Annotated in this window: 23 protein-coding genes and 1 tRNA gene; 11 read left to right on the top strand and 13 right to left on the bottom strand. The window is 58.2% G+C overall.

All coding sequences use genetic code 11. The features are described 5' to 3' along the window. Nucleotide 1: 1 nt before the first annotated feature. From ACVDG4_RS08370 to ACVDG4_RS08335, 8 genes are all read left to right on the top strand, one after another. Nucleotides 2–454 (top strand): arsenate reductase ArsC, encoded by a 453-nt coding sequence (locus tag ACVDG4_RS08370; protein ID WP_447234708.1) that lies wholly within the window; start codon nt 2–4, stop codon nt 452–454. 117 nt (nt 455–571) lie between these two features. Beyond that, nucleotides 572–790: a translation initiation factor IF-1 gene (infA, locus tag ACVDG4_RS08365; RefSeq protein ID WP_006939340.1), complete on the top strand. Its 219-nt coding sequence runs from the start codon at nt 572–574 to the stop codon at nt 788–790. Nucleotides 791–831: 41 nt separating this feature from the next. Then, nucleotides 832–1,458, top strand: coding sequence for a Maf-like protein (locus ACVDG4_RS08360; protein ID WP_447234707.1), 627 nt, complete (start codon nt 832–834; stop codon nt 1,456–1,458). Beyond that, on the top strand, nt 1,458–1,712 hold the full coding sequence (yacG, locus tag ACVDG4_RS08355) for a DNA gyrase inhibitor YacG (RefSeq protein WP_447234706.1): 255 nt from the start codon (nt 1,458–1,460) through the stop codon (nt 1,710–1,712). Before ACVDG4_RS08360 ends, yacG begins: the two co-directional genes overlap by 1 nt. A gap of 278 nt (nt 1,713–1,990) precedes the next feature. Next, the gene (locus ACVDG4_RS08350) at nt 1,991–3,598 is read left to right on the top strand and encodes a bifunctional metallophosphatase/5'-nucleotidase (RefSeq protein WP_447234705.1); all 1,608 of its coding nucleotides are present in this window, start codon (nt 1,991–1,993) and stop codon (nt 3,596–3,598) included. Nucleotides 3,599–3,796: 198 nt separating this feature from the next. After that, on the top strand, nt 3,797–5,164 hold the full coding sequence (locus ACVDG4_RS08345; protein ID WP_447234704.1) for a tetratricopeptide repeat protein: 1,368 nt from the start codon (nt 3,797–3,799) through the stop codon (nt 5,162–5,164). Nucleotides 5,165–5,179: 15 nt separating this feature from the next. Beyond that, complete coding sequence (locus ACVDG4_RS08340; RefSeq protein WP_447234703.1) at nt 5,180–8,359, top strand: FecR domain-containing protein; 3,180 nt, start codon at nt 5,180–5,182, stop codon at nt 8,357–8,359. 301 nt (nt 8,360–8,660) lie between these two features. Next, nucleotides 8,661–8,736, top strand: a tRNA-Phe gene (locus ACVDG4_RS08335). Between the two features lie 381 nt (nt 8,737–9,117). On the opposite strand, the gene ACVDG4_RS08330 is transcribed toward ACVDG4_RS08335, so the two are convergent. From ACVDG4_RS08330 to ACVDG4_RS08300, 7 genes are read right to left on the bottom strand one after another with little or no spacing between them, the layout of a single operon-like run. Then, nucleotides 9,118–10,413 (bottom strand): BatD family protein, encoded by a 1,296-nt coding sequence (locus ACVDG4_RS08330; protein ID WP_447234702.1) that lies wholly within the window; start codon nt 10,411–10,413, stop codon nt 9,118–9,120. Further along, nucleotides 10,410–11,951: a VWA domain-containing protein gene (locus ACVDG4_RS08325; protein ID WP_447234701.1), complete on the bottom strand. Its 1,542-nt coding sequence runs from the start codon at nt 11,949–11,951 to the stop codon at nt 10,410–10,412. Before ACVDG4_RS08325 ends, ACVDG4_RS08330 begins: the two co-directional genes overlap by 4 nt. Next, nucleotides 11,948–12,931 carry a VWA domain-containing protein gene (locus ACVDG4_RS08320; protein ID WP_447234700.1) on the bottom strand — a complete coding sequence of 328 codons (984 nt, stop codon included), beginning with the start codon at nt 12,929–12,931 and terminating at the stop codon, nt 11,948–11,950. The genes ACVDG4_RS08325 and ACVDG4_RS08320 overlap by 4 nt, the downstream gene beginning before the upstream one ends. Next, complete coding sequence (locus ACVDG4_RS08315) at nt 12,928–13,398, bottom strand: DUF4381 domain-containing protein (protein WP_447234699.1); 471 nt, start codon at nt 13,396–13,398, stop codon at nt 12,928–12,930. The genes ACVDG4_RS08320 and ACVDG4_RS08315 overlap by 4 nt, the downstream gene beginning before the upstream one ends. Further along, nucleotides 13,395–14,399: a DUF58 domain-containing protein gene (locus ACVDG4_RS08310; protein WP_447234698.1), complete on the bottom strand. Its 1,005-nt coding sequence runs from the start codon at nt 14,397–14,399 to the stop codon at nt 13,395–13,397. The genes ACVDG4_RS08315 and ACVDG4_RS08310 overlap by 4 nt, the downstream gene beginning before the upstream one ends. A 23-nt stretch (nt 14,400–14,422) precedes the next feature. After that, nucleotides 14,423–15,436 (bottom strand): AAA family ATPase, encoded by a 1,014-nt coding sequence (locus ACVDG4_RS08305; protein ID WP_447234697.1) that lies wholly within the window; start codon nt 15,434–15,436, stop codon nt 14,423–14,425. A gap of 37 nt (nt 15,437–15,473) precedes the next feature. Beyond that, nucleotides 15,474–16,676, bottom strand: a complete 1,203-nt coding sequence (locus tag ACVDG4_RS08300) for an AI-2E family transporter (RefSeq protein WP_447234696.1) — start codon at nt 16,674–16,676, stop codon at nt 15,474–15,476. A gap of 144 nt (nt 16,677–16,820) precedes the next feature. Between ACVDG4_RS08300 and ACVDG4_RS08295 the strand changes: the two genes are divergently transcribed. The 3 genes from ACVDG4_RS08295 to ACVDG4_RS08285 all read left to right on the top strand — a co-directional run bounded on the left by ACVDG4_RS08295 (nt 16,821) and on the right by ACVDG4_RS08285 (nt 18,858). After that, entirely contained in the window at nt 16,821–17,147 is a 327-nt protein-coding gene (locus ACVDG4_RS08295; protein WP_306150303.1) for a hypothetical protein, read from the top strand. A gap of 9 nt (nt 17,148–17,156) precedes the next feature. Next, complete coding sequence (locus ACVDG4_RS08290; RefSeq protein WP_447234695.1) at nt 17,157–17,648, top strand: phage holin family protein; 492 nt, start codon at nt 17,157–17,159, stop codon at nt 17,646–17,648. Between the two features lie 325 nt (nt 17,649–17,973). Further along, nucleotides 17,974–18,858, top strand: coding sequence for a homocysteine S-methyltransferase family protein (locus ACVDG4_RS08285; RefSeq protein ID WP_447234694.1), 885 nt, complete (start codon nt 17,974–17,976; stop codon nt 18,856–18,858). A gap of 22 nt (nt 18,859–18,880) precedes the next feature. Here ACVDG4_RS08285 and hypF read toward each other — a convergent pair whose 3' ends face one another. From hypF to hypA, 6 genes are read right to left on the bottom strand one after another with little or no spacing between them, the layout of a single operon-like run. Continuing rightward, on the bottom strand, nt 18,881–21,202 hold the full coding sequence (gene hypF, locus ACVDG4_RS08280; protein WP_447234693.1) for a carbamoyltransferase HypF: 2,322 nt from the start codon (nt 21,200–21,202) through the stop codon (nt 18,881–18,883). Between the two features lie 11 nt (nt 21,203–21,213). Further along, the gene (gene hypE, locus ACVDG4_RS08275) at nt 21,214–22,251 is read right to left on the bottom strand and encodes a hydrogenase expression/formation protein HypE (RefSeq protein ID WP_447234692.1); all 1,038 of its coding nucleotides are present in this window, start codon (nt 22,249–22,251) and stop codon (nt 21,214–21,216) included. Further along, nucleotides 22,248–23,402: a hydrogenase formation protein HypD gene (gene hypD, locus ACVDG4_RS08270; protein ID WP_447234691.1), complete on the bottom strand. Its 1,155-nt coding sequence runs from the start codon at nt 23,400–23,402 to the stop codon at nt 22,248–22,250. Before hypD ends, hypE begins: the two co-directional genes overlap by 4 nt. Next, on the bottom strand, nt 23,399–23,653 hold the full coding sequence (locus ACVDG4_RS08265; protein ID WP_447234690.1) for a HypC/HybG/HupF family hydrogenase formation chaperone: 255 nt from the start codon (nt 23,651–23,653) through the stop codon (nt 23,399–23,401). Before ACVDG4_RS08265 ends, hypD begins: the two co-directional genes overlap by 4 nt. A 9-nt stretch (nt 23,654–23,662) precedes the next feature. After that, nucleotides 23,663–24,505 (bottom strand): hydrogenase nickel incorporation protein HypB, encoded by an 843-nt coding sequence (hypB, locus tag ACVDG4_RS08260; protein WP_447234689.1) that lies wholly within the window; start codon nt 24,503–24,505, stop codon nt 23,663–23,665. Continuing rightward, nucleotides 24,505–24,846, bottom strand: a complete 342-nt coding sequence (hypA, locus tag ACVDG4_RS08255; RefSeq protein ID WP_447234688.1) for a hydrogenase maturation nickel metallochaperone HypA — start codon at nt 24,844–24,846, stop codon at nt 24,505–24,507. The genes hypB and hypA overlap by 1 nt, the downstream gene beginning before the upstream one ends. Nucleotides 24,847–24,944: the final 98 nt, after the last annotated feature.

Here is a 24,944-nt window from a genome sequence, read left to right as displayed (position 1 = left end):
TGTGGCCGGGCCGGACCTGCGTCCGACTGCGGTATTGTTTGCGTGCGGAATGAATTCCGTGCGCTCCCCCATGGCCGAAGCGTTGACACAAAAGCTGTTCCCTGGACAGATCTATGTAAAGTCGGCCGGGGTGCGTGCCGGTAAACTCGATCCTTTTGTGGATGCAGTGATGGCGGAGATCGGCGTCGACATGAGTGCACACCGCCCCAAGAGCTATCTCGAGCTCGAAGACAGTGGCTTTGATCTCATTGTGACGCTCGCTCCAGAGGCGCACCACTGGGCTCTCGATCTGACCCGGACCGATGCAGTTGATGTCGAATATTGGCCCACCATGGATCCGACTTTGGCAACCGGTTCGCGGGAGCAGATCCTCAATGAATACCGTGCAGTGCGGGACATGCTGATGATGCGGATCAAGAAACGGTTGAACTGGACACCTCCGCCGAGCGGATGATAAAGCGGTGTAAAACATCGCTTTGGGACCGATGCGAAAGAATGGTTCACATTCTAAGCCTAATCGGCTAGGTTCCGCGGCACCTGCGGGCAAGGCCCGCCATAATCAGGATATCAAATGGCCAAAGAAGAAGCTCTGGAGTTCCCGGGCGTCGTGACAGAACTGTTGCCGAACGCGACGTTCCGCGTAAAACTTGAAAACGATCATGAGATCATCGCACATACGGCTGGACGTATGCGTAAGAACCGTATCCGCGTTCTGGCAGGCGACAAGGTTCTTGTCGAAATGACCCCCTATGACTTGACCAAGGGTCGGATTACCTACCGCTTCAAGTAAGCGGCAGGTCGCCTTGCGCCGGCAGGAAAGCACGTGCATCGATGACGAATGCCCCTCAGTTGATCCTGGCGTCGGCCTCGCCGCGCCGCCTTGCACTGCTGCAGCAGGTCGGGCTGGAACCGGATCATCTGCTGCCCGCCGATATCGATGAGACCCCGAAGAAGTTCGAAACGCCGCGGGCGTTGGCCTTGCGTCTTGCGCGGGCCAAAGCTGAAGCTGTGCTTGAGGTCGCCAAGAACACCGATGCCATGAAAGGCGGCGTTGTGCTTGCCGCAGATACGGTGGTCGGTGTCGGACGGCGGATCTTGCCCAAGGCGGAACTCACCGATCAGGCCGTCATGTGCCTGTCTCTGCTGTCCGGCAGGGGGCATCGTGTTTTTACCGGCGTGGCCGTGGCAGAGCCGAACGGTAAAATACGGACGAAGCTTGTCGAAACGCGTGTCCGGTTCAAACGGTTGTCCCGCCAGGACATGGATGACTACATTTCCTCAGGAGAATGGCGCGGCAAAGCAGGCGGGTACGCGATCCAGGGGCTTGCAGGCAGCTTCGTGGTCAAGCTTGTCGGGTCCTACCCGGCGGTTGTTGGATTGCCGCTGGCGGAGACCGTGAATCTTTTGCAAGCAGCAGGCTACCCTGTCCATGCAAACTGGATGACTGCAGGAGCGTAGTGCTGGGCGACGTTTCGTCGACGATGGATGCGCTTCAGGAGGGGACCACATTGACTGAAGAAAACGGCAATAAACCGCAGCGACGGATGCGTCCGTGCCCGATCTGCTCAAAGCTATCCACTCCGGAAGATTACCCGTTCTGCTCTGATCGCTGCGCCAGGATTGATCTGAACCGGTGGTTCTCCGAAGGGTATTCCATCCCGGTCGTGGAAACCGATGATCTGGACGACGAGGAGTTTCCGGAGCGGGGCTAAGGCTGAGTTTCGCTGAGGTCACTATACTCAGCGGCCTAATCTGCAAAAATATTTATCTGGCAAAATTTTTTTCACATTCCGTTACGTCCTCTATTGCTCCTGTCATAAAACTGCACCAAGATTTCCAGACACCGGCGATCCGGCTCTCGGGAAAGCGCTCCGGCGTCTGCTCATTGCTGAGTGGGCAAGTACGAATGCTCATCCTGGGAAGGCACGGCAGGTGAAGGTCCGGCAAAAAGCCTGACCTCAAGAACAATCTATCCAAGGGCGAGTATCAAATGAAAAACCATCTTCTGAGCGCCGCGGTGCTGTCGCTGACGACCGCATTGTCGACTGCGGCATTCGCCGATTATTCCCTGACCATCCTTCACACCAATGATGTTCATTCACGCATTGAATCGATCAACAAGTACGATTCCACCTGTGATGCTGAATCCGAAGCTGAGGGAAAGTGCTTTGGGGGCGTCGCCCGCATTAAGTCCAAGGTGGATGAGCGGCGCGATGCGTTGTCAGACGAAGGCAAGAACTTCTTCGTTGTTGACGCAGGCGATCAGTTCCAAGGCTCGCTCTTCTATACGACGTACAAAGGAGCAGCAGCGGCCGATTTCATGAACGGTATCGGCTATGATGTTATGGCGGTCGGCAACCATGAATTTGATGATGGCCCGTCGGCGCTTGCCGCATTCCTTGACAAGGTCGAGTTCCCCGTAATCTCCGGCAATCTTGACCTTGAAAACGAACCGCTGCTCAAGGGGCGTATTCCGGGCACTTTGGTACTGGAGCGCGGCGGCGAGAAAATCGGCTTCGTCTCGAGCCTTGCCGAAGATACGGCAGAAACCTCTTCGCCAGGCGCCGGCGTTAAGTTTCTAAACTCAATTGAATCCCTGAAAGCCCAGGTCGCAGAGCTGGAAGCTGCCGGGGTCAACAAGATCATCGCGCTGACCCATGAAGGCTTGTCGATGGATGCGAAAATCGCCGCAGCTGTTCCAGGCATCGACGTTATTGTCGGTGGGCACTCGCACACATTGCTGTCCAACACGCAGGACAGGGCTTCTGGTCCTTATCCGGTGATGGTCAAGAACCCGGACGGTCAGGATGTGCCTATTGTTCAGGCCTATGCCTATAGCAAATTCCTGGGCGACCTTGTTGTGACCTGGGACGATGATGGCAACGTGATCAAGGCTGAAGGGGAGCCGATCCTCCTTGATGCGTCTGTGGAACCCGATGCAGAGTTTATTGCGCGCATAGAAGAGCTGGCGCAGCCGCTCGATGAAATCCGCAATGAAGTTGTGGCTGAAGCGACCGCGGCGATCGGTGGTGAGCGCAGCGTCTGCCGGGCTGAGGTCTGCGAAATGGGCGTTCTCGTGACCGAGGCTATGCTGGACCGCGTCAAGGATCAGGGTGTTCAAATCGCAATCCAGAATGGCGGTGGTTTGCGCGCATCGATTGACGCCGGTGAAGTCACCATGGGCGAGGTCCTGACGGTTTTGCCGTTCCAGAACACGCTGGCAACCTTCCAACTCAAAGGTGCGGACGTGGTGTCGGCTCTTGAAAACGGAGCCAGTCAGATTGAAGAGGGCGCAGGCCGGTTTGCCCAGGTTGCAGGCCTGAAATACACGATCGACAAATCGCAACCGGCGGGTAAGCGTATCTCAGACGTCATGGTGCTCGAAAATGGTGCCTTTGTGTCGATTGATCCGGAAAAGGTCTATGGCGTCGTGTCGAACAACTACATGCGCGGCGGCGGCGATGGGTATGCGATTTTCGAAACCAACGGCATGAATGCTTACGATTTCGGTCCCGATCTTGCGGATGTGGTGGCCGCTTACCTCGGAGAGCAGAAAAGCTACAACGCCTATACGGATGACCGCATCACTGTGAAGTAAAGTCAAACGATCTGAGACACTTTTCGCGCCGGTTCTGAGGAAACTCAGGGCCGGCGTTTTTGTTGTAAAATTTGGGGAGTGAGGTGCCGCTGCGTTCAACAGGTTAATTGGACTTGTGGTCCGGACTCATATACGTGTGGTAACGTACTGTTAAGAATTTGAAATCGGTGATGGAAAACCAGAACGTGGTTCCCAGGCATGCGTTTGACGTCTGATACGATACTTTGTCTGGTGATAATGGCCGGTCTTCTGTTTTCCTCTGCCGTTGCTGAGGCTCAGGAAGCGGACGGTAGCAGCCAGCCGGAAATGTCTGCAGATGCATTGCTGGCGCGGCAAACCGTGCTTCTGGCAAAGATGCTTGAGCGCCCGGCGGACCTCGACATTGCCTTCGAATATGCCACGGTCTCGGTAATGGTCGGCGACTACGAGGCTGCGATCTCCACCTTTGAACGCATGCTCATATTTGCGCCGGACCTGCCACGCGTGAAGCTGGAACTGGGTGTCCTCTATTACCGGCTGGGGTCGTTTGAAACGGCGCGCTACTATTTTCAGTCGACGCTGGAAACCCCGAATGTGCCGGAAGAAGTCCGGCAGCGGGTCGAAACATATCTGTCCGCAATCGCGTCGAAACAGCAGCCAACACAGTTTCGCGCGGACGTCATCATTGGTGCCCGCTACCAGTCTAATGCCAATGCCGCCCCTGGCGGGCGCCGCGTCACCTTGAACGGCAGGGACTTTATCCTCGACGATACCGCAACGGGTCAGGCTGATATCAATGCGTTTGTCGCTGGTCGCGCCTACGGGTCCTATGATCTTGGAACCCAAGGAGACCTCATCGAAACTGATGTGGTGTTTTATGCCGCGCGATTTGCCGATCAGGTGCGGCTCGACACTGGTCTTGCAGAAATTACTCTCGGTCCCTCCTTCAACATGGCGCGCTTCAACTTTGATGATGTGCAACTTGGCATTTACGGCGTTGCTTCCGGTGTCCGGCTGAACCATGCGAATTACAATGGCGCGCTCGGCGTTGGAACCCGGCTGGTCGCCCGGCCGGACATTCAAACGGAAATCAATGCGAAGCTGGAATGGCGCCAGCGCTGGTTCAACGACACGTCCGAGTACCCGACGGTGTCCGACCGTAACGGATATTTCGTGCAGTTTGCCTCCAAGATTTCCCGCCAGTTGACCAAGGGCTTGCAGATGCGGGTCCTTGCGCTCGCGGATTTTGAGGAAACCCGCATCAAGTCACAACAAAGCTGGGAAGCAGGAGGCGGGGTGGGGGCAACCTACCAGTTCGCATCCCCGGTCAAACAACTGCCGCATCTATGGTCGATTGATCTGGAAGTAGGGTATATTTACCGCGCCTATGACGAACCGGACCCGTTGGTGAATGCCGCCGTCAAACAGCGGGACCATGAGGGATGGCTGCGCGCGGCGCTGAATGTTCCGCTTAAATACAACGTGTCGGCGGGGCTCGTCGGCGAGGTCCGGAGGCAAAACTCCAACTATGACCTCAGCAGTTACTCAAACGTCTCCGCAATGTTTTCGTTGCGAAAAGCATTCTGACAGGGAGGGAAGCGCATGATGCCAACATCAAAGTTCAGTCTTCCCGCGCATATGCGTTGGGCTGCAGTTGGTGCGACAGCGCTTTTGTCGTTGTTCTTGAATGAAACAGTGCAAGCAACGACCGTTGGAACGGCGGCTGCAGTCAATACAGATGCATTCGGAACGCCGCCCGGTGCTGTCCGCCAGGTGAAGCTGCTTGGCGACAACGTCCTCTACAATGAGCGTATAGAAACGTCCGGCTCTGGCCTCGTTCAGGTGCTGTTGAATGATGGGTCCACCTTCACAGTCGGGGCAAACTCCGATCTTGTGATCGATGAGTTTGTTTACGATCCAAATGCGGGAACAGGTAAGCTTGTCGCGTCCTTCGGCAAGGGGGTCGTCCGGTTTGTCGGCGGAAAGGTCAGCAAACAGAAGGGCGGCGTATCGGTTAGGACCCCGGTTGGCACGATTGGCATTCGCGGCGGCATGGCCAATCTCAACTTGAACGGCGACAACCCGGTCTTTTCGCTCCTCTTTGGCGATGAGTTGACCTTCACCGGGTCAGATGGAACGAACCGGCGCATTTATTCTGCAGGCTATTCCCTGCAGGTTGGAACCGGCGGTCAGGGTGGTGGTGTGCGGCGGACAACGCCTTCCGATCTGGCTTCGGCGCAAAGCGGCCTGACTGCAAGATCTGGTCAATCCGGCGGGACACGTACGCCGCCGACGGCTCGGCAAATCGCGCGATCTGGTGTTCCGAATGTCAATTCACGTCTCGGCCACATTCGCACGGCGCCTTTGCCCAAGCCCAGAAGTGTGCAGCCGAGATCGCCGGCGCGGGCAGAACCGAATTTGCTGCAGGTTCAAAAGAACACACAACAACGCACAATCAATCAGCTTGCAGATGAAATTATCGGTGGGAACGACCCGGCCGGGGGCGGAGATATTGTCGATGGTGGAGACACAACCGGCGGAACGGGAGACACCGGTGGAGAGACCGTCGAAACAACGGACGTAGCGCGGATCCTGACTGCCGGCGTTGAATTCACACCATCCTGGGACACAACTCGCACCGTCTTGGCGCCAGGTGCGCAAGGACTGATTGGTGGCAGCAGCGGTACCGACATGCCGGTCACTTTCACGGTAGGAGAAATCACCACCGGCACTGCGACAGCCCTCTATAAAGCGGAGATCGAAGGCAACAAGATCTATCAGTTCGCCTTCGAGGGTGATGGGCAATATTACTACGCTCAGACCTATACGGATCAGGATGTTGTTGCTCAGCTGGGTGAGACCGACTTCATACCGGTGGCACCGACAGTCGACCCGGAAACTGAAGGCAACGTCACCTCCTATGCGTGGGGCGTGCAACACTATCACGAAGACTTTGCCGCCTTTGCGCACCTGCCTAACGTTACGCCGGGTGGAACCACCAAATTCGACATTGAGAGTATGGTGGTCGGCATTCATGGAGTGGGCACTGATTTTTCAAGCTTCGGCGATGCAAGCGGAACACAGTCCATCCGGATTTATGATCTTGCAACCGACCCGACCCTGGCCTTTTCGCTTGGCACGGCGGGGGATGGCAGAACCTTCACGCCACTCATCACCGAAGCGTTGTTCGTCAATCCGCTGGCCGCCGCGGAACTCGGTGAGAGCTTCCTGTCAAATGTCACTTCGACCGGGTTACTGATGATCGAAAGCGACCCTGTAACCTTGGAGAGCGCTCATTATCTGGCCGGATCGTTTCACATTGACGGGACTGGTGAAAACCAAAGGTCATTTGTTTCACTAGCGGTTGGAGAGGTTGCCTCGGATGAGGCCAGTGGCCTCCTTTCGATGGAAACAGATCGGCGCGGAGGCCACCGGATTGCCAGCAGCCAGAGCGCCGGGCTTTACAGTGGTCCGGTCGGAACAATCGCCGGGCCGGATGATGGACACTTCTTTGGCAGCAATGCTCAAAGCTTTGTTTTCGGCAACGCCCTGGCAGACGGCGGTATCGATGATGCCTATGACGACAGCTATGCCAGCCGGCCGGACATCTTTGCAGCACCGGCGACCGCCTCATCAAGCCTTCACGTTGCAAGGCTCAATGGTTCAGTTGACGCCGCCACGCTAACCCGAACAGACCGCACACTGTCAGGTTATGCCGCGGGCGTTTTGGAGAGCAGCGTCAACCTCGCCGGACAAGGCGTTGGTCCGGTTGTGTTTGCCAGCGAGAGCGCTGCGGATCTTTCCGTAACATTCAATGGTGCTGAGTATTCGCTCGGCGGCAGTTTGACCGTCCGTGACAGTCAGGACCTGGATCCGGATGTTGCAGCTTACACCGTGCGATTTGGCTCCAACAGCGACGGATCCGGCACGGATCGCGCCACCTTCATTGGCGACGACCTTTATGCTGCCCGGGACGCGTCCGATGCCTCAGAGACTTATCTAACAGTCGATACAGTGACGCCCGTCGTTCCGACACCGGATCCAGATCCGGACCCCGCAGGGGGCGGAGGGGGCACAGGACCTTACACAGGTCTAGCCGAGCCTCGGAATGAGGGACTTGAAGGTGTGCAACAGGCAGTCAGCAATGTCGCGTCGGCCCTTGCCAGTGATGCGGGGCACATCCTGCAGCAGGATCCGTCACAGGATGCCAACACTTATTTCGTGCCGAACACACTGATCGGAACTGCAGATGATGCGATCATGGCCGGAACCACAGAGTGCACCTGTGCCTTTCTGGAGTGGGGCTATTGGGGCACAAAACTCTCCTATGACGACACGGGCGGCGTGTTGGACGGTGCCAACGGCCGGAAAGATGCGTTTCATCTCGGGACCTGGGTTGCCGGCGACGTGACCAATGCCGCCGATCTGCCGACCAGCGGCAGCGCAAGCTACATTGGGCATGCTGCCGGCAGCGTTGTGAACAATGGGGCGCAGTATCTTGCGGCCGGTGACTTCCGGATGACGGTTGATTTCGCCCGCCGCACCGGATCTGCCAACATTGCCAATTTCGATGGCCGCACATTTGGCGCGGATCTGACCGAACGCGCCGTTGATATCGGAAACCAGTTTTCCGGAAACTTGGTTGGCAGTGTTGGATCAGGTTCCATTAACACCTCTATCGTCGGCGGCCCGTCATCCAACTACGAGGGAGTGATCGGCAACTTCAATGCGGTTGACGGAACTTGGTCGGCGAGCGGCATCGTTGCTGGTGAGATGAACTGACCACTGCAGACAGAAGCGTCTCTATCACCTGCGGGCGAAGGGCTGCTCCCAATGGCAAATAGTCAGCCCTCATGCAGCATATTACAAAAGCGGGCCGCCGTGTCCCAAAGCCTGCAACGATCCTTAAGTGACTGAAAGTCTTGGATTTCCGTTGGGTTTGGGACGTGGCGCGCAGTTTTCCGGCAGGTATTTTCCCAAGTTGTGAAAAAACTTTGCCGGGGTGCTGGACAAGGATCAAACGAGCTTCTATAAGGACCGGGCTTTCGGCGGACGGGGCATGCCTCCCGCCACATCAAAGCACGCCCAGATAGCTCAGTTGGTAGAGCAGCGGATTGAAAATCCGCGTGTCGGTGGTTCGATTCCGCCTCTGGGCACCACTTCTTCCCCTAAAGAACCCGCAAGTTTAAACCGCGCCTCCGTGTGCTCTTCTCGAGATTCACACTAATGCCCGGCGGCGCCGATTTTTAAAATCGAAAACCGTGGTAACCGGCTAATGGCTGGGGACGATGTGGGCGCAATTGGAGTATCATCACTCCTCCGTTTGCTTAATCCCTGACCACACCAATACGCCAAAAAACGCTTCCGGCTGCGTGCCGCGGATGACTGCTTTCCTGAATACTTTCAACCCGCTTACACAAATTCAACGAATGAGCTCCGGCTATCGCAGATCACCGTACAAGGAAAACAATCCATCAATTGCAAGTCGCTCTTGAGCAAGACAGCAATGATTTGAGCCCTAGGACAGAGCGGCCAAACTGCTAACGCCCTACAGGATTAAGGGGTGGTAGGGGCGTTTTGGATTTACGCCGGACCTGCGTTTTCGCCTCATGATGGACACCGGCGGCAGAGGTCTTGATCTGCGACCAGGCATCGTGGACAGATGCTTTTGAGGCTTGGCTTTGACTGCCATAAAGGGCACTGCCCAAAGCTGTAAACCCATGCTCAAGGGGTGCCCAGTCAGGTTGGATCTCCGAAGACTTTAACCGCTGCTGCCACAATAGTCCGCTTGTGATAGCTGCCGAATAATCCTGGGCGTCGATAGCCTTGTTGAAGTGCCGGTAAGCAAAATATTCGGTCGCTTCGTACTTTGCTTTTGCTCCATGGAACAAGGTCACTGCTTTCGGGCCGAACTTGCGCAAAAGCCACACGAAATGACCTATCAGTAGCAGCGCAGCAGCGCCCCAATACGCCATGGATCGCCAGTTCAATGCCTCTGATTGCGGTTCTGCCGCCACCGGCGGGCCAGTCACAGCCAGATCAATCGCTGGAACGCTCACCGTTTCGACCTTTTCGCTGGTGAGGTTGTACCAGGAGAGTTTCTGTTCAGGAATCCGATAGTTGCCGGCGTTTTCAGGGACGATTGTAACTGTTTCCGTGCGGGTGCCGGATAACTGGCCCCGGTTTTCGGTCTCATTCAGGACCGGGGACGCGGGATAGTAGCTGAGGCCCTCAACCGGGTCTCCAGCACCAATCGGCGGTACAAACATCGGAGCGACCCCGGTGACCTTGATTGTGGTGGTTAAGGTCAGTGCATCTCCGGCAGACAGATCATCCGGTGTTCTGTCGACCTCCCGGGTCAGTGTCAGGGCGATTGCGGCCACAAAGGGCGTCAGATCCCTGGCGCTATCTGGCGCCTCGCCAACAATGGCAAAAGGTGCGACGTCAACCTCCGCTTTGATTGGCTGGCGGGTATCCGGATCCGCATAGGTGATTGTGATTGGACCGCCGGGGACCTGGAAGGTTCCGGGCACCATAGGATAAAGACGGTAGGCGCGTGAAACCCCGGACCAGGTGTCGCCATTGACCCGTTCGCTGGTTGGACTTGACGCGCGCGATGGTAGCCGCACGACGACATTTTGCGCTTCGAAACTCGGGAACTCTGGTGCCGTCGGCATCCAGGTCGGCACCAGGATCGTAATCCGGAAGATCAGCGGCTGGCCAGGGATTGCGGTGTCCTGTTCAAGCGTCGTCCGGACGATCGGCTGCGGCGTTTCCTGAGCCTGAACGGCAGCGGAAATCAGAAAAAGCCAAAGGGCGAAGATGGCGCGGATCATTTTTGACCCCGTGCAGCTTCAAGTGCGAACCGGGATCTTAGGAAGTCGCCTGTGCTGGTGTCCACCGTGCGCATCCATTGTTCGGCGGTTTCCGGAACGGTTTCTGATGTGCTCTGCGGTGGCTGCTGGCTGTCTGTGCCGCGCCCTGCCTCATTGTCATAAACAACATCGTCCGCGCCGATGCCGTTATCTTCTCCGGTATCTGATTGTTCGCGTGTCGTTTCAATGTAGTCGAGAATGTAACGCGCAAGTTCCAGATTGTGCTGTGCTGCTTTGTTGTCCGGATCCCGTTCCACGGCTTTTTCAAAGGCAGCAATGGCAGGCCGGTAAGAGCGGGATTTGATCAGTGAGAGACCTTCCCCTATCGCTGCATCCGCACTGTCCTGCCAGGCATAGAGTTCTGCTGCTTCTTCATATTTGCCGGCCCGGTAGAGCGCGGTCGCCTTCCATAATGGATCTTCAAAAAGGTCTGCTGCTGTTTGATAGTCCTTGTTTTCAAAGGCCATCTGCCCCTGCTGATCGGGAGTGAAAAACCAGTCTTTCCAGCCCTCAGCACGGGCCTCTACGCCGGAAAATGCAAAACTGGCCGCAACCAAAACCACCGTCCATTGCATGGTCGATCCCCGGCGGAACCAAAAGAGCAACAAGACCGCTGCGGGCAGGGCAAAGATCCACCCCTCGTCCTGCCATTGCTGGCGTTCATCCTGTGAGAGCGCGGCCTGATAGGCCGCCGTGATGCGGCGCTGGACAGTCGAGACATCGCTGCGGTCCGCCGTCAACTCGACAACAGCTGTCCCGGCAATCTGGTTCAGTTTATCGGCCGCGCCAGGGTCCCGGCTGGCAAGCCAGAATAGGACCGGAGCGCCGCCTTCAGCGGCATGCGTGTTGAAGGCCGACAGGTCTGCATCGGTAACTCGGTCGAGCAAGAAGAGGATCGTCCCGGGCGCTTCCTGGGCGGCCAGGATTGTGGCGGCTAAGGAGAGCGCACCGCGTGCGGATTCTCCGTCCCGCGGCATAACCCGCGGATTGAGACCTTCCAGGAATGGCTTGATGACATCCGGATCTTCCGTCGGTGGGACAACCTGATGCGCGGTTCCCGCATAGGCGACAAGCGCGGTTTTGGCGCCTGCACGCTCTTCAAGGAGGTCCAGCACTTTGTGTTTGGCGCGCTCCAGCCGGCTCGGCGGAATGTCGGTGGCCGTCATTGACTTGGAAACCTTGAGGACGACAACAAGCGGCGCAGTATCCGCGACAAGCGGGTTTGCAACCCGCGACCACGTCGGCCCGGCCGCGGACAAAACCAGGAGAGCGAGCAGCAGGGCAACACCATCGATCGGGCGCAGGCGTTGATGTTCCTCATCGCCGACGGTGAGGGCGGTGGCCAGATGAGGGGCGATGACATCGGGAATGTCGATCCCTTTCGCCGTTGCGCGGCGCACTAGCCACCAGAGCGCGGCGATCGGGGCCAGCAACAACAGCCGCAAGGGGCGGATGAAATGAAAGGCGGCCAGGATGTCGGCGACGTGATCGGTGGTCATGCCGCCCTCCGCCGTGTTTTACGGGTATGGAGGAGTGCCAGCGTGCCAATGCCGAGTAGCGCAGCCGATATCAGAAGCAAATGCCCAAGCGGTTCTCTCGGGCGGAACGAGCGGGTTTCCACTTCCCGCGGCTTTTGAGCGTCGATCCGGGCATAGATCTCAGCAAGGCCGTTCTCATCTCCCGCAAAGTAGTAGGTTCCGCCTGCCGCATCCGAGATACTTTTCAAGGTACGTTCGTCCAGCCGCTGATCGCCGGTTCCTGCCGGATCGCCGACGCCGATCGAAATGATTTCTATGCCTTCCTGCGCTGCAATCGCGGCCGCATTGACCGGGGTCATGCGGCTGCCGGTATCAGCCCCATCGCTCAGCAGAATCAACAACCTGTCGTCAATCTCGCTCGCCTGAAAGGTCTTGATCGACAGGCCGATTGCATCTCCGAGCACGGTATGCGGCCCTGCCATGCCAACTTCGGTTTGCTCAAGAAGCGCACGGACGGAGGCAAGGTCTTCGGTAAAGGGCGCCTGGACGAAGGCCTTGGCGCCAAAGACGACCAGGGCGACCCGGTCGCCATCGCGTTCTGAAATGAAGTCACCGACAACCCGTTTGACCGCATCCAGGCGCTGCATGCGTTCGCCGTCTTGCGAGATAAAGTCGACCTGATCCATTGAGCCGGAGATATCGATCGCGAGCATGACATCACGGGCCGCCTTTTCCTGAATGATCGGCTCGCCGACACGTTCGGGCGCTGCGAGCGCTGTGATCAAAAGGCCCCAAATTGCGATGGCGGCAAGGTGTTGCAATGTCGTGCGTTTGAAAATCACCGAACCGGCTTTCGGTGATTGGCCGGCCGCGGCCGCAAGCCGGCGGAAGAATGGAAACCGCAACGCTGAAACGCGTTCCTGGTGGGGCGGCACAAGGAGATAGACAACAATTGGCAGTGGCAGCAGAAAAAAGGCATAGGGGTGGGCAAAATCGATCATGCTGCCGCACCTTTGTGTCTTTTGATCCAGGTCCGGATCAACGGCTTCAGATCGGCGCCACTACTGGTTTTCTTGTAAGGCGCTTCGGCGATGGCCTTTCCCGGTCCGTCCGAAAAGTCAGTTCCGCCATACGCATGATCCAGAAAGGTGAGCCAATCCGGGCCATGCAGTGCGGCCACGTCCTGACGCGCATAAGCTGAGAGGGCTGTCCGGCGCAGCAGCTCGGCAAGCCGCTGTGGATCGTTTGGGCAGGACGCGAGTTCGGCCAGCGCCACACGACGGTAGGTCGTTTTCCGGCGCCAGAGCAGAAACCTCCAGCAGCCAACTCCAATGATCACAAGCAGAATTGCGCCCAGCCAAAGCCATCCGGCCGTTTGTGGCAACATGGAAACGGGCGCGGGATCAGCCACTGGCTCCAGCAGATCGATCAGTTCGGTAAGATTGAGGCCGTCCCACGCATCAGTCATGGCAATGGCCGCCTGCCTTCAGAGGTCAGCCCGGTTAGCCGTCGGACCTGCGGGATCGTGTCTTCACCAGCACTCAACGGCAGAACCGGGAGACCATAGCGTTTTTGCCAGCTGAGGATTTCCGAAAGCCGGCCGGAGGAGAAATCGGAAAGGCGTTTGTGGATCTCTCCGCTGGCCGTATCAAGTTCGACCTGGAGCTCCCCGTCCGAAACAACCAGTTTGAGACCGGCCGGGATCTCTCCGGCGATTGGATCGGTCACCGGGCACAAGATCAGGTCATTGGTGCTGGCGATCCGGCCGATCAGCGACGCGGTTTGTTCGTCCACACCATCGAAGTCGGAAATCACGATGACAAGGTGGTTCCTGCGGGCGATCCGGGCGGCAGTTCTCAGCGGTGTTTTCAGGGGCATTGGTGTGCCGATGGCAGGGGCGTCCGCCCGCAAAAGCTGATTTGCCCGTGCAATTGCCATCAAGAACCGGTCGCGTGTAGGACGGTTGGCTTTCGGTTTGATCTCTGCACCAAACTCATCTCCGAATACGATCCCGCCAACCCGATCACCCTGGTCGAGAATACGAAACGCTGCCAGCGCTGCCGTTTCCGCTGCGATGACCGACTTCATGGCATGTTGCGTTCCGAAGAACATGGACATGCGCTGATCGACAAGGATCAGGGCCGGGCGGTCCCGCTCTTCGCTGTAGACCCGGACATGTGGCTTGCCGGTGCGCGCGGTGACCTTCCAGTCAATCGTGCGTGGATCATCACCGGGCAGATAATCACGCAGTTCTTCGAAGTTGAGCCCCCGGCCGCGCAAGCGGGAGGCATGGCGGCCATTGAAGACGCTCGCAGCCGGTTGGCGCGGCAGAAAGCGCAAACCGCGTGCCTGGCTTTCAAGGGCGCGGAGTTGCGGGAGAGTGACATGAATGCGCGGGTCCACCGTGCCGGGCGGTTTCGTTGGCTTGGCTGTCAAACCTGTCCGGGTTCTGGCCGCGTGGTCGCGCATCTCCGGGCTCCTTTTTCAGCACCTTACGTCAGAGCGACGGTCTTGATTATCTCATCGACCACGTTGTCTGGAGTGACGCCGTCGCCTTCTGCCTCAAATGACAGGGTAAGACGGTGGCGGAAGACATCCGGTGCGATCGCCTGAACATCAAGCGGGTCGACATAATCGCGCCCATTGAGCCAGGCATGCGTCCGGCCGCATTTGTCCAAGGCAATTGACGCTCTTGGGCTCGCCCCAATTTCAATCCAGCGGCCGAGTTCATCTGAATAGGCTTCTGGTGTTCGGGTCGCATAGACGAGATCAGCCATGTATTTGGCAATCGCATCAGAGACATGAATGCCGGCAATCTCGGCTCGTGCTTCAAAGATGGCTGATTGAGGTATCGCCGGATTTTCATCGCTTTTTGCGGATTCGTGAGCATCTTTCGCGTTTTTCGCGGATGCTGCCAGCGCCTTTTGCTCTTCGGCCCGGACCAGTTCGATCACCTTGACTTCGTCTTCAACCGGCGGATAGCCGATCAAGACATGCATCAGAAACCGGTCCATCTGGGCTTCAGGGAGGGGATAGGTGCCCTCTTGTTCCACCGGGTTTTGCGTCGCCATGACCATGAACAGCGGTTCCATCTTGTGGGTCGTCCCGGAAACCGTCACCTGCCGCTCTTCCATGGCCTCCAGAAGTGCTGCCTGCACCTTGGCCGGGGCGCGGTTGATCTCGTCGGCCAGGACGATGTTGGCGAAGACAGGACCCTGTTCGAACCGAAACGTGCCTTCACCGCCAGCCTGATGGTAGACCTCGGTGCCGGTGACGTCCGAGGGCAGGAGATCGGGCGTAAATTGGATGCGGCTGAAATTGGCTTCCAGGTTCTTCGCCATCGCCTTGATTGCACGGGTCTTTGCCAGTCCCGGCAGGCCTTCAACAAGCAGGTTGCCGTTGGCGAGCAGTCCAATGATCAACCGGTCAATTACACCCTCTTGGCCGATGATGGATTGCTGCATGCGGGCCTTAAGGTCCTTGATCCTGGAAAGCGCATTTGACATTGACGGGGTCCAATCAGCTGACTTCAAGAAATGGTTTTCAGGTTTTTTGTCGTTTGAGCTCTTCAAGTTCTGCCCGCAGTGCCCGGATTTCAGCCGGCACGGTGCTCTTTTCCGGCGGATCGGGCGGGGCCTCTGCAAGATCTGCAATCGCAGGCTTGTCGGCAAAACCACCAGCCTGAAGATACTCTTCCAGAACGCTCCAGGTGGTGATGAAAAGGCCGGCGATCACCGGCCCAATCACAAGACCGACCGCGCCAAAACTGGCAAGGCCGCCGAAGGTGCTGACCAGAACCAGTAAATCCGGCATCTTGGTATCGCGACCAACCAGAAGCGGGCGCAGCAGATTGTCCACGGTGGTCACAGCCAAGCTGGTCCAGGCCGCGAGCCCTATCGCCGCGACATACTGCTCGTTCACCGCGAGCACGATGACACCCGGAATGAGGACAAGCGTCGGGCCGATGCCGGGTATGACAGACAGCACGGCCATCACGCAGCCCCAGAACGCCGCGCCTGGAAGGCCGGCTGCCCAAAAACCGAGCCCACCCAGAAATCCTTGCGCAACGCCGATCAGGAATGTGCCCTTGATCGTGGCGCGGCTGATAGAGATCACACGATCGCTCAAGGTTTTCTGGACATCGCTCGGGAGCCCGGTATGGGCAAGAAGCTGATGGATCATGTTGGCGTTCTGCGGCAGAAAGAACACCATTGCGTAGATCATAATGAAGAGATGTAGAAAAAACGCGACCGTCCCGCGGGTGGCCTGTGAGAGGGCGCCAACAAAGAAGTCTGCGATCTGGCCCGCCGCCTCGCCAACTTTGGTTGCAACGGTCCTGCTGAGTTCGGCAAAGTCGACTTTAAATGGGATCCATGCTGGCAGCTGATTCTGTATGGCATCCAGGTCGAGCGTTTCCACCCAGTCGCTGATGCTCTTTGCAACGCTCGCCGCTTGATCCGCGCCCAGAACAAAGATTGAAATCAGCGGGATCAAAACGCCGACGGTGAGGATCAAAAGCGTGAAGGTGACGGCAATGCCCGCTTTTGATCCAGTGTGCCTGTACAGCCAGCGGTAAAGAGGCGCCGACATGGCACTGAAAATGGCGGCCATGAAAAGGGCGACCAGGTAGTCCCAGACAAGACCCAGGAATGCGGCGCCTATGGCCAAAGCTGTCAGACCGATGAGAAACAGTTGAAACCGGTGTTTCTCGCTTGGAGCGCCGTCCGCTGAAGTCGTGCTTTCCATCCGGATCGATCTCCCCCCGTGATTTCCCGGTTTCAGGTTAGGACCGAACACGACACCCGGACAAGACAAATATTCTGCCGCTAAGTCTTTAATATGTCAGGGCAACAAGCTAGCATTGACTTCCTTTCTCAAGGAATTGGCTCCATGGGTACCTCGAGTGATCTTCAAAAAGAGATCTTAAAGCTGAAGTCTGATGCCGGTGGAAGGCGGTCCCGGCGCCGGCGGGATAGAACATCGGCTGCCAACGGGAAGCAGGAAACGCAATCTGATGTACCGGATGCGGGTAACCCGCAGACGGATGCGGTTGCTGCCTGGGAGAATTCAGTCGCCAAAAACGATCTTGATGACTTGGCAGACAAACTATCCGGTCTGGTGGATGAAGCTGAGAGCGAAATCCGAGAACGACCTGTCACGATGGTTCTTGGCGCCTTCGCCTTAGGAATTGTTGTTGGTGCGCTGCTTCGCCGTTAGGAGGTATCCATGGATAGTATAGTAAGGACGATGCGCATCGTCTGGCGCGCGGAACTGCTCATCATCGAAGCCAAACTCAGTGTGGCTGCCAAGAAGATTGGAGCGACAGCCTTTGCCAGCCTGATCTTTGTTTTTGGTCTCGGAATGCTCAATGTAGCAGGTTTTTTCGCTCTGGCGGAGATTTGGGGACCGGTATATGCGGCTCTCGGTGTGGCGATAGCCGATTTCTTGATCGCAGCTCTTCTTATGGTCTGGGGATCCCGGCTCACCACGGGCCCAGAGCTCGACCTGGCGCGGGAAGTAAGGGATTCCGGACTAGAGGAGCTCGAGGCCAAGGCCGAAGATATTCAGGACGAATTCGAGGAGTTGCGGAGCGAACTCTATGCCCTTAAAGCGAACCTCGTCTCATTTTCAAAGAATCCGCTGGACGGTGCAATCACAGCTCTGCTGACTCCGATTTTGACACTCTTGATCAAATCGTTATCGAGCAAAAAGGATTGAGGAAGAAGGAGTCGATAAGTGGATTTGCAAACCAATTGCGCTCTTGTCGTTAACGTGTGATCCGAACCCCAACCCTCTTGCTCTTTGGAGCGGGTACCGCTTCTAAATATTTGGCTTGTTGGGTGCCTTGAGCCAGAGGTGACCTCTCAGCAGTAGAAGCTGATAATACCGATCCAATCCATGTCTTACTGCGTAACACTTCGCCTGTTGCTAGGCTGGGAGTTACTGCGCCCAAATCGATTTTGCCGCACGTGCATTCGAACGACGAACAACAAAACCCGAAAAACGCAGGTTTTCGGCCAGGGCATTTTGGAAACGGACAAGAATGAGCAACATCACGATCCTGGACGGCGGCATGGGGCAGGAACTGGTTCACCGCAGCGGGCGGGTGCCGAGCGGGCTTTGGTCCTGTGAGCTGATGATGGAGCGGCCAGATCTCGTCCGCGCCATTCATGACGACTTCTTCGCTGCCGGTGCACACGTCGCGACCGTCAACAGTTACACGCTTCACCGCGACCGGCTGCGGCCCAATGGGCTGGATGATCAGTTCGAGCGGCTTCATCACCTTGCCTGCGACCTTGCCTGTCAGTCGCGGGATGCGCATGGCAGCGGTCTTGTGGCCGGTTGTCTTGGTCCCCTTGGCTGGTCGTACAGCCATGACGGGGCGCCTCCGGAAGACCAATCGATCGATCTTTATGACGAAATCTGCCGGGTTCAGAAGGATTACGTCGACGTCTTCCTGATTGAGACGATCGCCTCTATCGAACAAGCGCGCGCCTCCCTGACAGCTGCCCTCAGGCACGACAAACCGGTCTGGATCGCTTTTACAGTCGATGATCAGGACGGCGTTGCCCTTCGGTCCGGCGAGCCTCTGGGCGAGGTGGTGGAAGTTATCCAAAAACTCGGACCGGAGGCGGTCTTGATCAATTGTTCGGTGCCGGAGGCGGTGACCAGGGGCATGGCCGTTCTCGGACAGTCGGGCCTGAAGACCGGTGCCTATGCCAACGGGTTTACGGCGATCAAACCTGAATTTCTCAAGAAGGGCAGCAGCGTTTCCAAGCTTGCCGCGCGCACCGATCTGACACCTGAGGTCTATGCGGGTCACGTGGCAGACTGGATTGATCTCGGAGCCACGATCGTCGGCGGGTGTTGTGAGGTCAGCCCTGCCCACATAGCGGAACTGTCGCGCCGGTTTAACGCTGCGGCGTGATTGTGCGTAGCGCGGCTTAAGATTATGTCACCGCCGCGATCGCCGCCTGACCAAGCGACAGCCCGCCATCGTTGGCGGGCAGTTTTCCGGGAGCCAGAACGTCGAACCCGTGTGCCTTAAGTTGTTCGCAAAGCTCATCGGCAAGGATCGCATTTTGCATGACGCCGCCAGAGAGCGCGATTGTCCTGATATTCCGGTCCCCGGCAAGACGCGTTGCAAGGGTGCTAATTGCCTTGATGAGCCCCAGATGAAACCGGGCTGCGATCAAACCGGGAGCGGTTCCGCGCCCAAGGTCGCTCAACAAAGCGTCCCACATCACCTCCCAGGACAAGATCCCCGGCGCGCCGCTTGAAATGTCAACCGGGTAGGCGGTAGCGCCTTTTAGATAAGGCCGGGCAAGAGTCTCCAATAACGCGCCGGTCTGGCCTTCATAGGATTGGCGCGTGGCGCAGATCCCAAGGGCTGCGGCAACAGCGTCGAACAGTCGTCCGGCAGAAGAGGCCATTGGCGTGTTGAGGCCGCTGTCGATCATGTGTTCGATCACGTCCATCGTCTTGCCGGGGAAGATGGGCCGGAGGGACGAGTTGGCACTCGAATGGAACCAGTCCGCTCCAAAAGCCGCCCGCAGATGGGCCACCAGATTGCGCCAGGGCTCGCGCACGGCGGCCGCCCCGCCCGGCAGGGCAACGGGAGGAAAATGGCCGGCCCGCTCAAAGCCCTCATAACTGCCGACAAGAAATTCTCCCCCCCAGATCGTGCCATCACTGCCAAGACCGGAGCCGTCCAGAACAATGCCGAGCACCGGATCGCTGCCCGGGGGCAAGCCGTGTTCAGCCATGCAAGCGGCAAGGTGCGCATGATGATGCTGGACCTCGATCAGCGGAATGTGCAGGTCCGCCGCCAGCCGCCGTCCGGCTTGTGTTGAAACATAATCGGGATGGAGATCGACAGCGATGCGGTCCGGTTCAAAATCGTGAAGCTGCCGGTAGAGCGTGAGGGTCCTTTGATAGTCTTCCAGAACCGGTCTGCTCTCCAGATCACCCGTGTGCTGGGATACGACGGCGCTTGCTTGCCTCAGCTGGCAGAACGTTGATTTGAGTTCACCGCCCATGGCAAGCACCAAAGGGGATGTTTGAAAACCGTTGTTCAGCGCCAATGGCGCAGGGGCATGGCCTCTTGCTCGGCGCAGGATCACCGGCCCGCCTCGATCTGCCCGCACCACACTGTCATCCAGCCGGTTGACGATCTCCCGGTCATGCATCAGGAACCCGTCGGCAATCCGCCCAAGATTGCGTCTCGCATCCTCGTTGGTCGTGACTTGCGGATCTTCCGAGCGGTTGCCGGAGGTCATGACAAGCGGGCCCGGAACCGCTGCCATCAGGAGATGATGCAGCGGCGTTGCCGGCAGCATGAGGCCGCATTGATCAAGGCCTGGCGCAACGTGTCCGGAAAGGGCAGGCGTCTCTCCGGACTGTGGTCGCAACCTCAGTAAGACAATGGGAGCCGCGCGGTCCTCCAACAGAGCCGCTTCCCTACCGCTGACATGGCAGATCGTCCGTGCCTGCTTCAAATCGCGCACCATCACGGCAAGCGGCTTGTCCGGCCGGTTTTTCTTCTCCCGAAGCCGGGCAACGGCCGCATCATTCGTGGCATCAACGGCCAGATGAAACCCGCCAAGGCCCTTCAGGGCAATGATCTCACCTGCCGCCAGCCGGGATGCTGCCCAGTGGATCGGGTCGGCCGTTTCAATTCGCGTTCCTTTTGCTTCTGCCCAGAGCTGCGGGCCGCAGGCCGGGCAGGCGTTGGGCTGCGCATGGAAGCGCCGGTCCGCCGGATCGTCATATTCGCTCTGGCATTCCGGGCACATTTTGAACGCGGCCATAGAGGTGCTGGCGCGGTCATAAGGAATGGATGTCACGATGGAGAGACGCGGCCCGCAATGGGCGCAATTGGTAAAGGCATAGCCATGGCGCCGATTGGCCGGGTCAAAGATGTCGGCCAGGCAGGCGGGGCAAGTTGCAGCATCCGGGACAATACCGGTGGTGGCAGGACCTTCAACGCTCTCGACAATCTGAAAGTCTTGCGGCGGCGGACCACAGGGCTTCGCAAGTGTCGCCGTTTCCACGCTTAGGATTTCAGAGAGCGGCGGCGCTTCGCATCGGAGCCGGTCCAAAAACCGTTGTTGCCGGTCAGCTGCACCAAAGATTTCCGCGAGCACACCGTCGGCATCATTGAGAACATGGCCGGTCAGGCCTTCTTCCCGTGCCAGATGCCAGACGAAGGGCCGGAAGCCGACTCCCTGCACAAGACCTTTGATCCGGACATGTGTTGCGGTCACGGTCATCAGCCGGCCTGTCAGCAGATCCGGGGCAGCTGTTCGCCCGCAAGCCAATCGACCACACGCACGCCGCCGATCTCCGTTTCCATCTCCACCAGATGGGCTTCGTCCTCGGTGACTGTTCCGATCAAGGCCGCATCCCGGCCAAGAGGATGGGCCCGCATGGCCGCTAGCACCGCATCAGCATCGCCGGGCTCGCACAAACACACCAGCTTGCCCTCATTGGCGACATAAAGCGGATCAAGCCCGAGCAGTTCGCACGCGGCTTTCACATCCGCCTTTATCGGAATTGCGTTTTCTTCCAGATGGATACCGATCTTGGCGGTGCGGGCGATCTCGTTCAAGGTTGCCGCCAGACCGCCGCGGGTCGGATCGCGCAGAACCGCAATCCCGGGTGCTGCTGACATCATGCCGGCGACAAGTGTGTGCAGCGCGGCGCTGTCGGAGCGGATTTCCGTTTCGAATTCAAGGTTCTCCCGCTTGGAAAGGATGGCAACACCGTGATCACCTAAGGAGCCGGACAGGAGGATCGCCTGGCCGGGCATCGCGCGCTCGACCGAGACATGAACGCCGTCCGGCACAACCCCCAGACCGGTCGTGGTGATGAAGATACCGTCGCCCTTGCCCTTTTCGACGACCTTGGTGTCTCCGGTAACGATCGGAACGCCTGCCGCCTCTGCGGCCCGCGCCATCGAAATGACGATCTTTTCCAGATCGGCGAGCGGAAAGCCTTCTTCCAGGATAAAGCCGACGGTGAGATAAAGCGGTTCGGCACCCGCCATGGCGACGTCATTCAAGGTGCCGTGAACGGCGAGAGACCCGATGTCGCCACCGGGGAAGAAGATCGGCGAGATGACATGACCGTCCGTCGAGATGACAAGCCGCCCGGCCGCCGGTGGCAGCAGCGCCGCGTCATTTCCCTGATCCAGGATCGGATTGGTCAGATGGCGTTGGAAGAGATTGGCGATCAGCTCAGCCGTTGCGCGGCCGCCGCCGCCATGGGCCATGTCGATGCTGCCGGTGCGCGCGGACAATTTCGGATCCTGAATATTCATGCCGCGGCCTCTTTTTGCGGCCGGGCCGCCTTGGTGCGGAAGCGTCCATAGGTCCAATAGGCCGCGCAGGCGCCTTCCGACGACACCATGCAGGACCCCATCGGCGTGTCAGGCGTGCAAACCGTGCCGAAGAGCTTGCAGTCGGTCGGTTTTTTCACGCCGCGCAAGATGGCGGGACACTCACAGGAATTCACTTCGCGCGACTGTTTGGGCGAGATCTCGAACCGCCGTTCGGCATCGAAGGCGGCAAAGACCCCTCTGATCTTCAAGGCGCTCTTGGCAACTGTGCCGAGCCCGCGCCATTCGAACGCATCGCGGATGTCAAACACCTCTTCCACCAGTGCCTGAGCCTTGAGATTGCCCTCACGGGTCACGACGCGCGTGTATTCGTTCTCGACCTCGGAGCGGCCCTCGTTGATCTGCCGGATCAGCATCAGGGTCGATTGCATCACGTCCAGAGGTTCGAAGCCCGCGATCACCACCGGTTTGCCGAAAATCTCCGCGGCGGGCTCATAGGGCTTTGATCCGATCACCGAGCTGACATGGGAGGGGCCCAGGAACCCTTCAATCTCCACGGTGCCAAGGTCCTGAACATCCGGTGACTGCAGGATATGGGCAATCGCGGGGGGCGTCAGAACGTGATTGCAGAAGACGGAGAAATTGGTGAGGCCTTCCTTTTGGGCCTGTTTGATCGCAACGGCGGTCGGCGGTGTCGTGGTTTCAAAGCCGATGGCAAAGAAGACGACTTCACGGTCCGGATTGTCGCGGGCAATCTTCAGGGCATCCAGCGTGGAATAGACCATGCGAATGTCCGCGCCGTCTGCCTTGGCGCGGATCAGGCTGCGCTGTTTCGTGCCCGGCACCCGCATCATGTCGCCATAGGTGCAAAGGATCGCATTGTGCCGCTCCGCGATTTCCACGGCATCGTCCAGCCGGCGCACGGGCAGCACGCAGACCGGGCAGCCGGGGCCATGCACATAGGCCACGTTGTCCGGCATCAGGTCCTGAACGCCATAGCGGAAGATTGCATGGGTGTGACCGCCGCAAAACTCCATGAAATTGTAGGTCCGGCCAGGATCAGCCTCGCGCTGGATGGCAGCGGAAACGGATTTCGCGAGATCCTTGTCGCGGAATTCTGAGACATATTTCATCGGTCCGCTCCTGTCATCTCGTCGAGTTCTTCCTGAAGCACACCGGCCTCGGCCATCAGCTGAAGCGTGCGGGCCGCTTCGTCCGGGCTTACCTTGTGCAGCGCATAGCCGACATGAACCAGAACGTAGTCGCCAACGGCGAGATCCTCGACCAGCGCGGTCGAAATCCGTTTCTTGATACCTTCAAGCGCAACGACGGCCATGTCGTCGCCGTCAAGTTCCGTGATCTTGGCAGGGATTGCGAGACACATTGGCGGCTCCTATTCCGCAGCATCTGTTGCGGAGCATCCGGCGAACAGCTCAGCCCGGGCGGTGCCGATCCAGTCGACCCAGTCCTCAAGACCGTCTCCGGACCGTGCGGAGACAGTGAGCACCCTGATCTCCGGATTGATTTTCCGAGCGTTTGCCGTGGCGATTGCGACATCGAAATCCACGTAGGGCAGGAGGTCTGTCTTGTTCAAGAGCATGACGTCAGCTGCGGCAAACATGTCCGGATATTTCAGCGGTTTGTCCTCGCCCTCGGTCACCGACAGGATCGCGACCTTGTGTGCCTCGCCAAGATCGAACGCCGCCGGGCAGACAAGGTTTCCGACGTTTTCAATGAAGACGTAAGCGCCGTCTTTCGGGGCAAGCCGTTCCAACGCATGACCGATCATGTGACCATCCAGGTGACAGCCCTTGCCGGTGTTGATCTGAAGGGCGGGGACGCCGGTCTCGCGGATCCGGTCGGCATCATTTGTGGTTTGCTGGTCGCCTTCGATCACATAGCAGGCATGTGTCTTGCCAAGCTTTTTGAGGGTCTCCACCAGAAGCGAGGTTTTGCCCGAGCCGGGGCTTGAGACAAGGTTCAGCGCGAACATGCCGTGCTCTGCAAAATACCGGCGATTGGCATCCGCGTAGCTGTTGTTCTTCGACAGGATATCCTGTTCCAGCTGGATCAGGCGCGACTGGCTCATTCCGGGGACCGAGGCTCCGGCATCGCCAGTTCCATAGTGATGGTGATGGCTATGGTCGGGCGTAGCCTCATGCCCATGCCCAGGTGCGTGTTTCGTGCCGTCCTCAATCCGGGTTTCACCGCTGCCGCAGCCGCAAACCGTACACATTACGAGACCTCCAGTTCCTTGATCCGCAGTTCTTCTCCGGTCTTGATCTTGAGCAGATGCGAGCCGCAGGAAGGGCATGGATCGAAACGGTCTTGAATAACAGCTGTCGTGCCGCACGCAGCGCAAGTGGCGGTTGCTTGCGGCTCGAAGATGTCCAGCTGCGCACCGTCCGCAAGGCTGCCGCGGGTCACGACATCAAAGCCGAACCGCAGGGCCTCTGGCTCCACACCCGACAGGGGGCCGACTTCCAGGCAAACTCGGTCAACCTTAGAGAAGTTCTGGCTGGCCGCTTCGTCTAACAAGATCCCGAGTATGTTTTCGCACAATGACATTTCGTGCATCGATTGATCCTCAAGCCCCTCTATTGCTGATCCCAACCGCACTGCAATTTATGACAGTCTGCCAGCCCACTTTGGAAGCGGTCCACGACATGGATCAA

The organism is Roseibium sp. MB-4, assembly GCF_053005265.1.
Note: the sequence above shows the minus strand (reverse complement) of the source record. Positions and strands in the feature narration are given on the sequence as shown.

What these genes read in the sequence shown, in the direction of transcription:
- ACVDG4_RS08320 (WP_447234700.1), bottom strand. Translation starts at nt 12,931, where the DNA reads ATGATCGATTTTGCCCACCCCTATGCCTTTTTTCTGCTGCCACTGCCA.
- ACVDG4_RS08310 (WP_447234698.1), bottom strand. Translation starts at nt 14,399, where the DNA reads ATGCGCGACCACGCGGCCAGAACCCGGACAGGTTTGACAGCCAAGCCA.
- hypF (WP_447234693.1), bottom strand. Translation starts at nt 21,202, where the DNA reads ATGACCGTGACCGCAACACATGTCCGGATCAAAGGTCTTGTGCAGGGA.
- hypA (WP_447234688.1), bottom strand. Translation starts at nt 24,846, where the DNA reads ATGCACGAAATGTCATTGTGCGAAAACATACTCGGGATCTTGTTAGAC.
- ACVDG4_RS08350 (WP_447234705.1), top strand. Translation starts at nt 1,991, where the DNA reads ATGAAAAACCATCTTCTGAGCGCCGCGGTGCTGTCGCTGACGACCGCA.
- ACVDG4_RS08360 (WP_447234707.1), top strand. Translation starts at nt 832, where the DNA reads ATGACGAATGCCCCTCAGTTGATCCTGGCGTCGGCCTCGCCGCGCCGC.
- ACVDG4_RS08290 (WP_447234695.1), top strand. Translation starts at nt 17,157, where the DNA reads ATGGATAGTATAGTAAGGACGATGCGCATCGTCTGGCGCGCGGAACTG.
- ACVDG4_RS08285 (WP_447234694.1), top strand. Translation starts at nt 17,974, where the DNA reads ATGAGCAACATCACGATCCTGGACGGCGGCATGGGGCAGGAACTGGTT.
- ACVDG4_RS08300 (WP_447234696.1), bottom strand. Translation starts at nt 16,676, where the DNA reads ATGGAAAGCACGACTTCAGCGGACGGCGCTCCAAGCGAGAAACACCGG.
- ACVDG4_RS08330 (WP_447234702.1), bottom strand. Translation starts at nt 10,413, where the DNA reads ATGATCCGCGCCATCTTCGCCCTTTGGCTTTTTCTGATTTCCGCTGCC.
- ACVDG4_RS08345 (WP_447234704.1), top strand. Translation starts at nt 3,797, where the DNA reads ATGCGTTTGACGTCTGATACGATACTTTGTCTGGTGATAATGGCCGGT.
- ACVDG4_RS08265 (WP_447234690.1), bottom strand. Translation starts at nt 23,653, where the DNA reads ATGTGTCTCGCAATCCCTGCCAAGATCACGGAACTTGACGGCGACGAC.
- hypE (WP_447234692.1), bottom strand. Translation starts at nt 22,251, where the DNA reads ATGAATATTCAGGATCCGAAATTGTCCGCGCGCACCGGCAGCATCGAC.
- ACVDG4_RS08325 (WP_447234701.1), bottom strand. Translation starts at nt 11,951, where the DNA reads ATGACCACCGATCACGTCGCCGACATCCTGGCCGCCTTTCATTTCATC.
- ACVDG4_RS08295 (WP_306150303.1), top strand. Translation starts at nt 16,821, where the DNA reads ATGGGTACCTCGAGTGATCTTCAAAAAGAGATCTTAAAGCTGAAGTCT.
- hypD (WP_447234691.1), bottom strand. Translation starts at nt 23,402, where the DNA reads ATGAAATATGTCTCAGAATTCCGCGACAAGGATCTCGCGAAATCCGTT.
- infA (WP_006939340.1), top strand. Translation starts at nt 572, where the DNA reads ATGGCCAAAGAAGAAGCTCTGGAGTTCCCGGGCGTCGTGACAGAACTG.
- ACVDG4_RS08305 (WP_447234697.1), bottom strand. Translation starts at nt 15,436, where the DNA reads ATGTCAAATGCGCTTTCCAGGATCAAGGACCTTAAGGCCCGCATGCAG.
- ACVDG4_RS08315 (WP_447234699.1), bottom strand. Translation starts at nt 13,398, where the DNA reads ATGACTGATGCGTGGGACGGCCTCAATCTTACCGAACTGATCGATCTG.
- hypB (WP_447234689.1), bottom strand. Translation starts at nt 24,505, where the DNA reads ATGTGTACGGTTTGCGGCTGCGGCAGCGGTGAAACCCGGATTGAGGAC.
- ACVDG4_RS08340 (WP_447234703.1), top strand. Translation starts at nt 5,180, where the DNA reads ATGATGCCAACATCAAAGTTCAGTCTTCCCGCGCATATGCGTTGGGCT.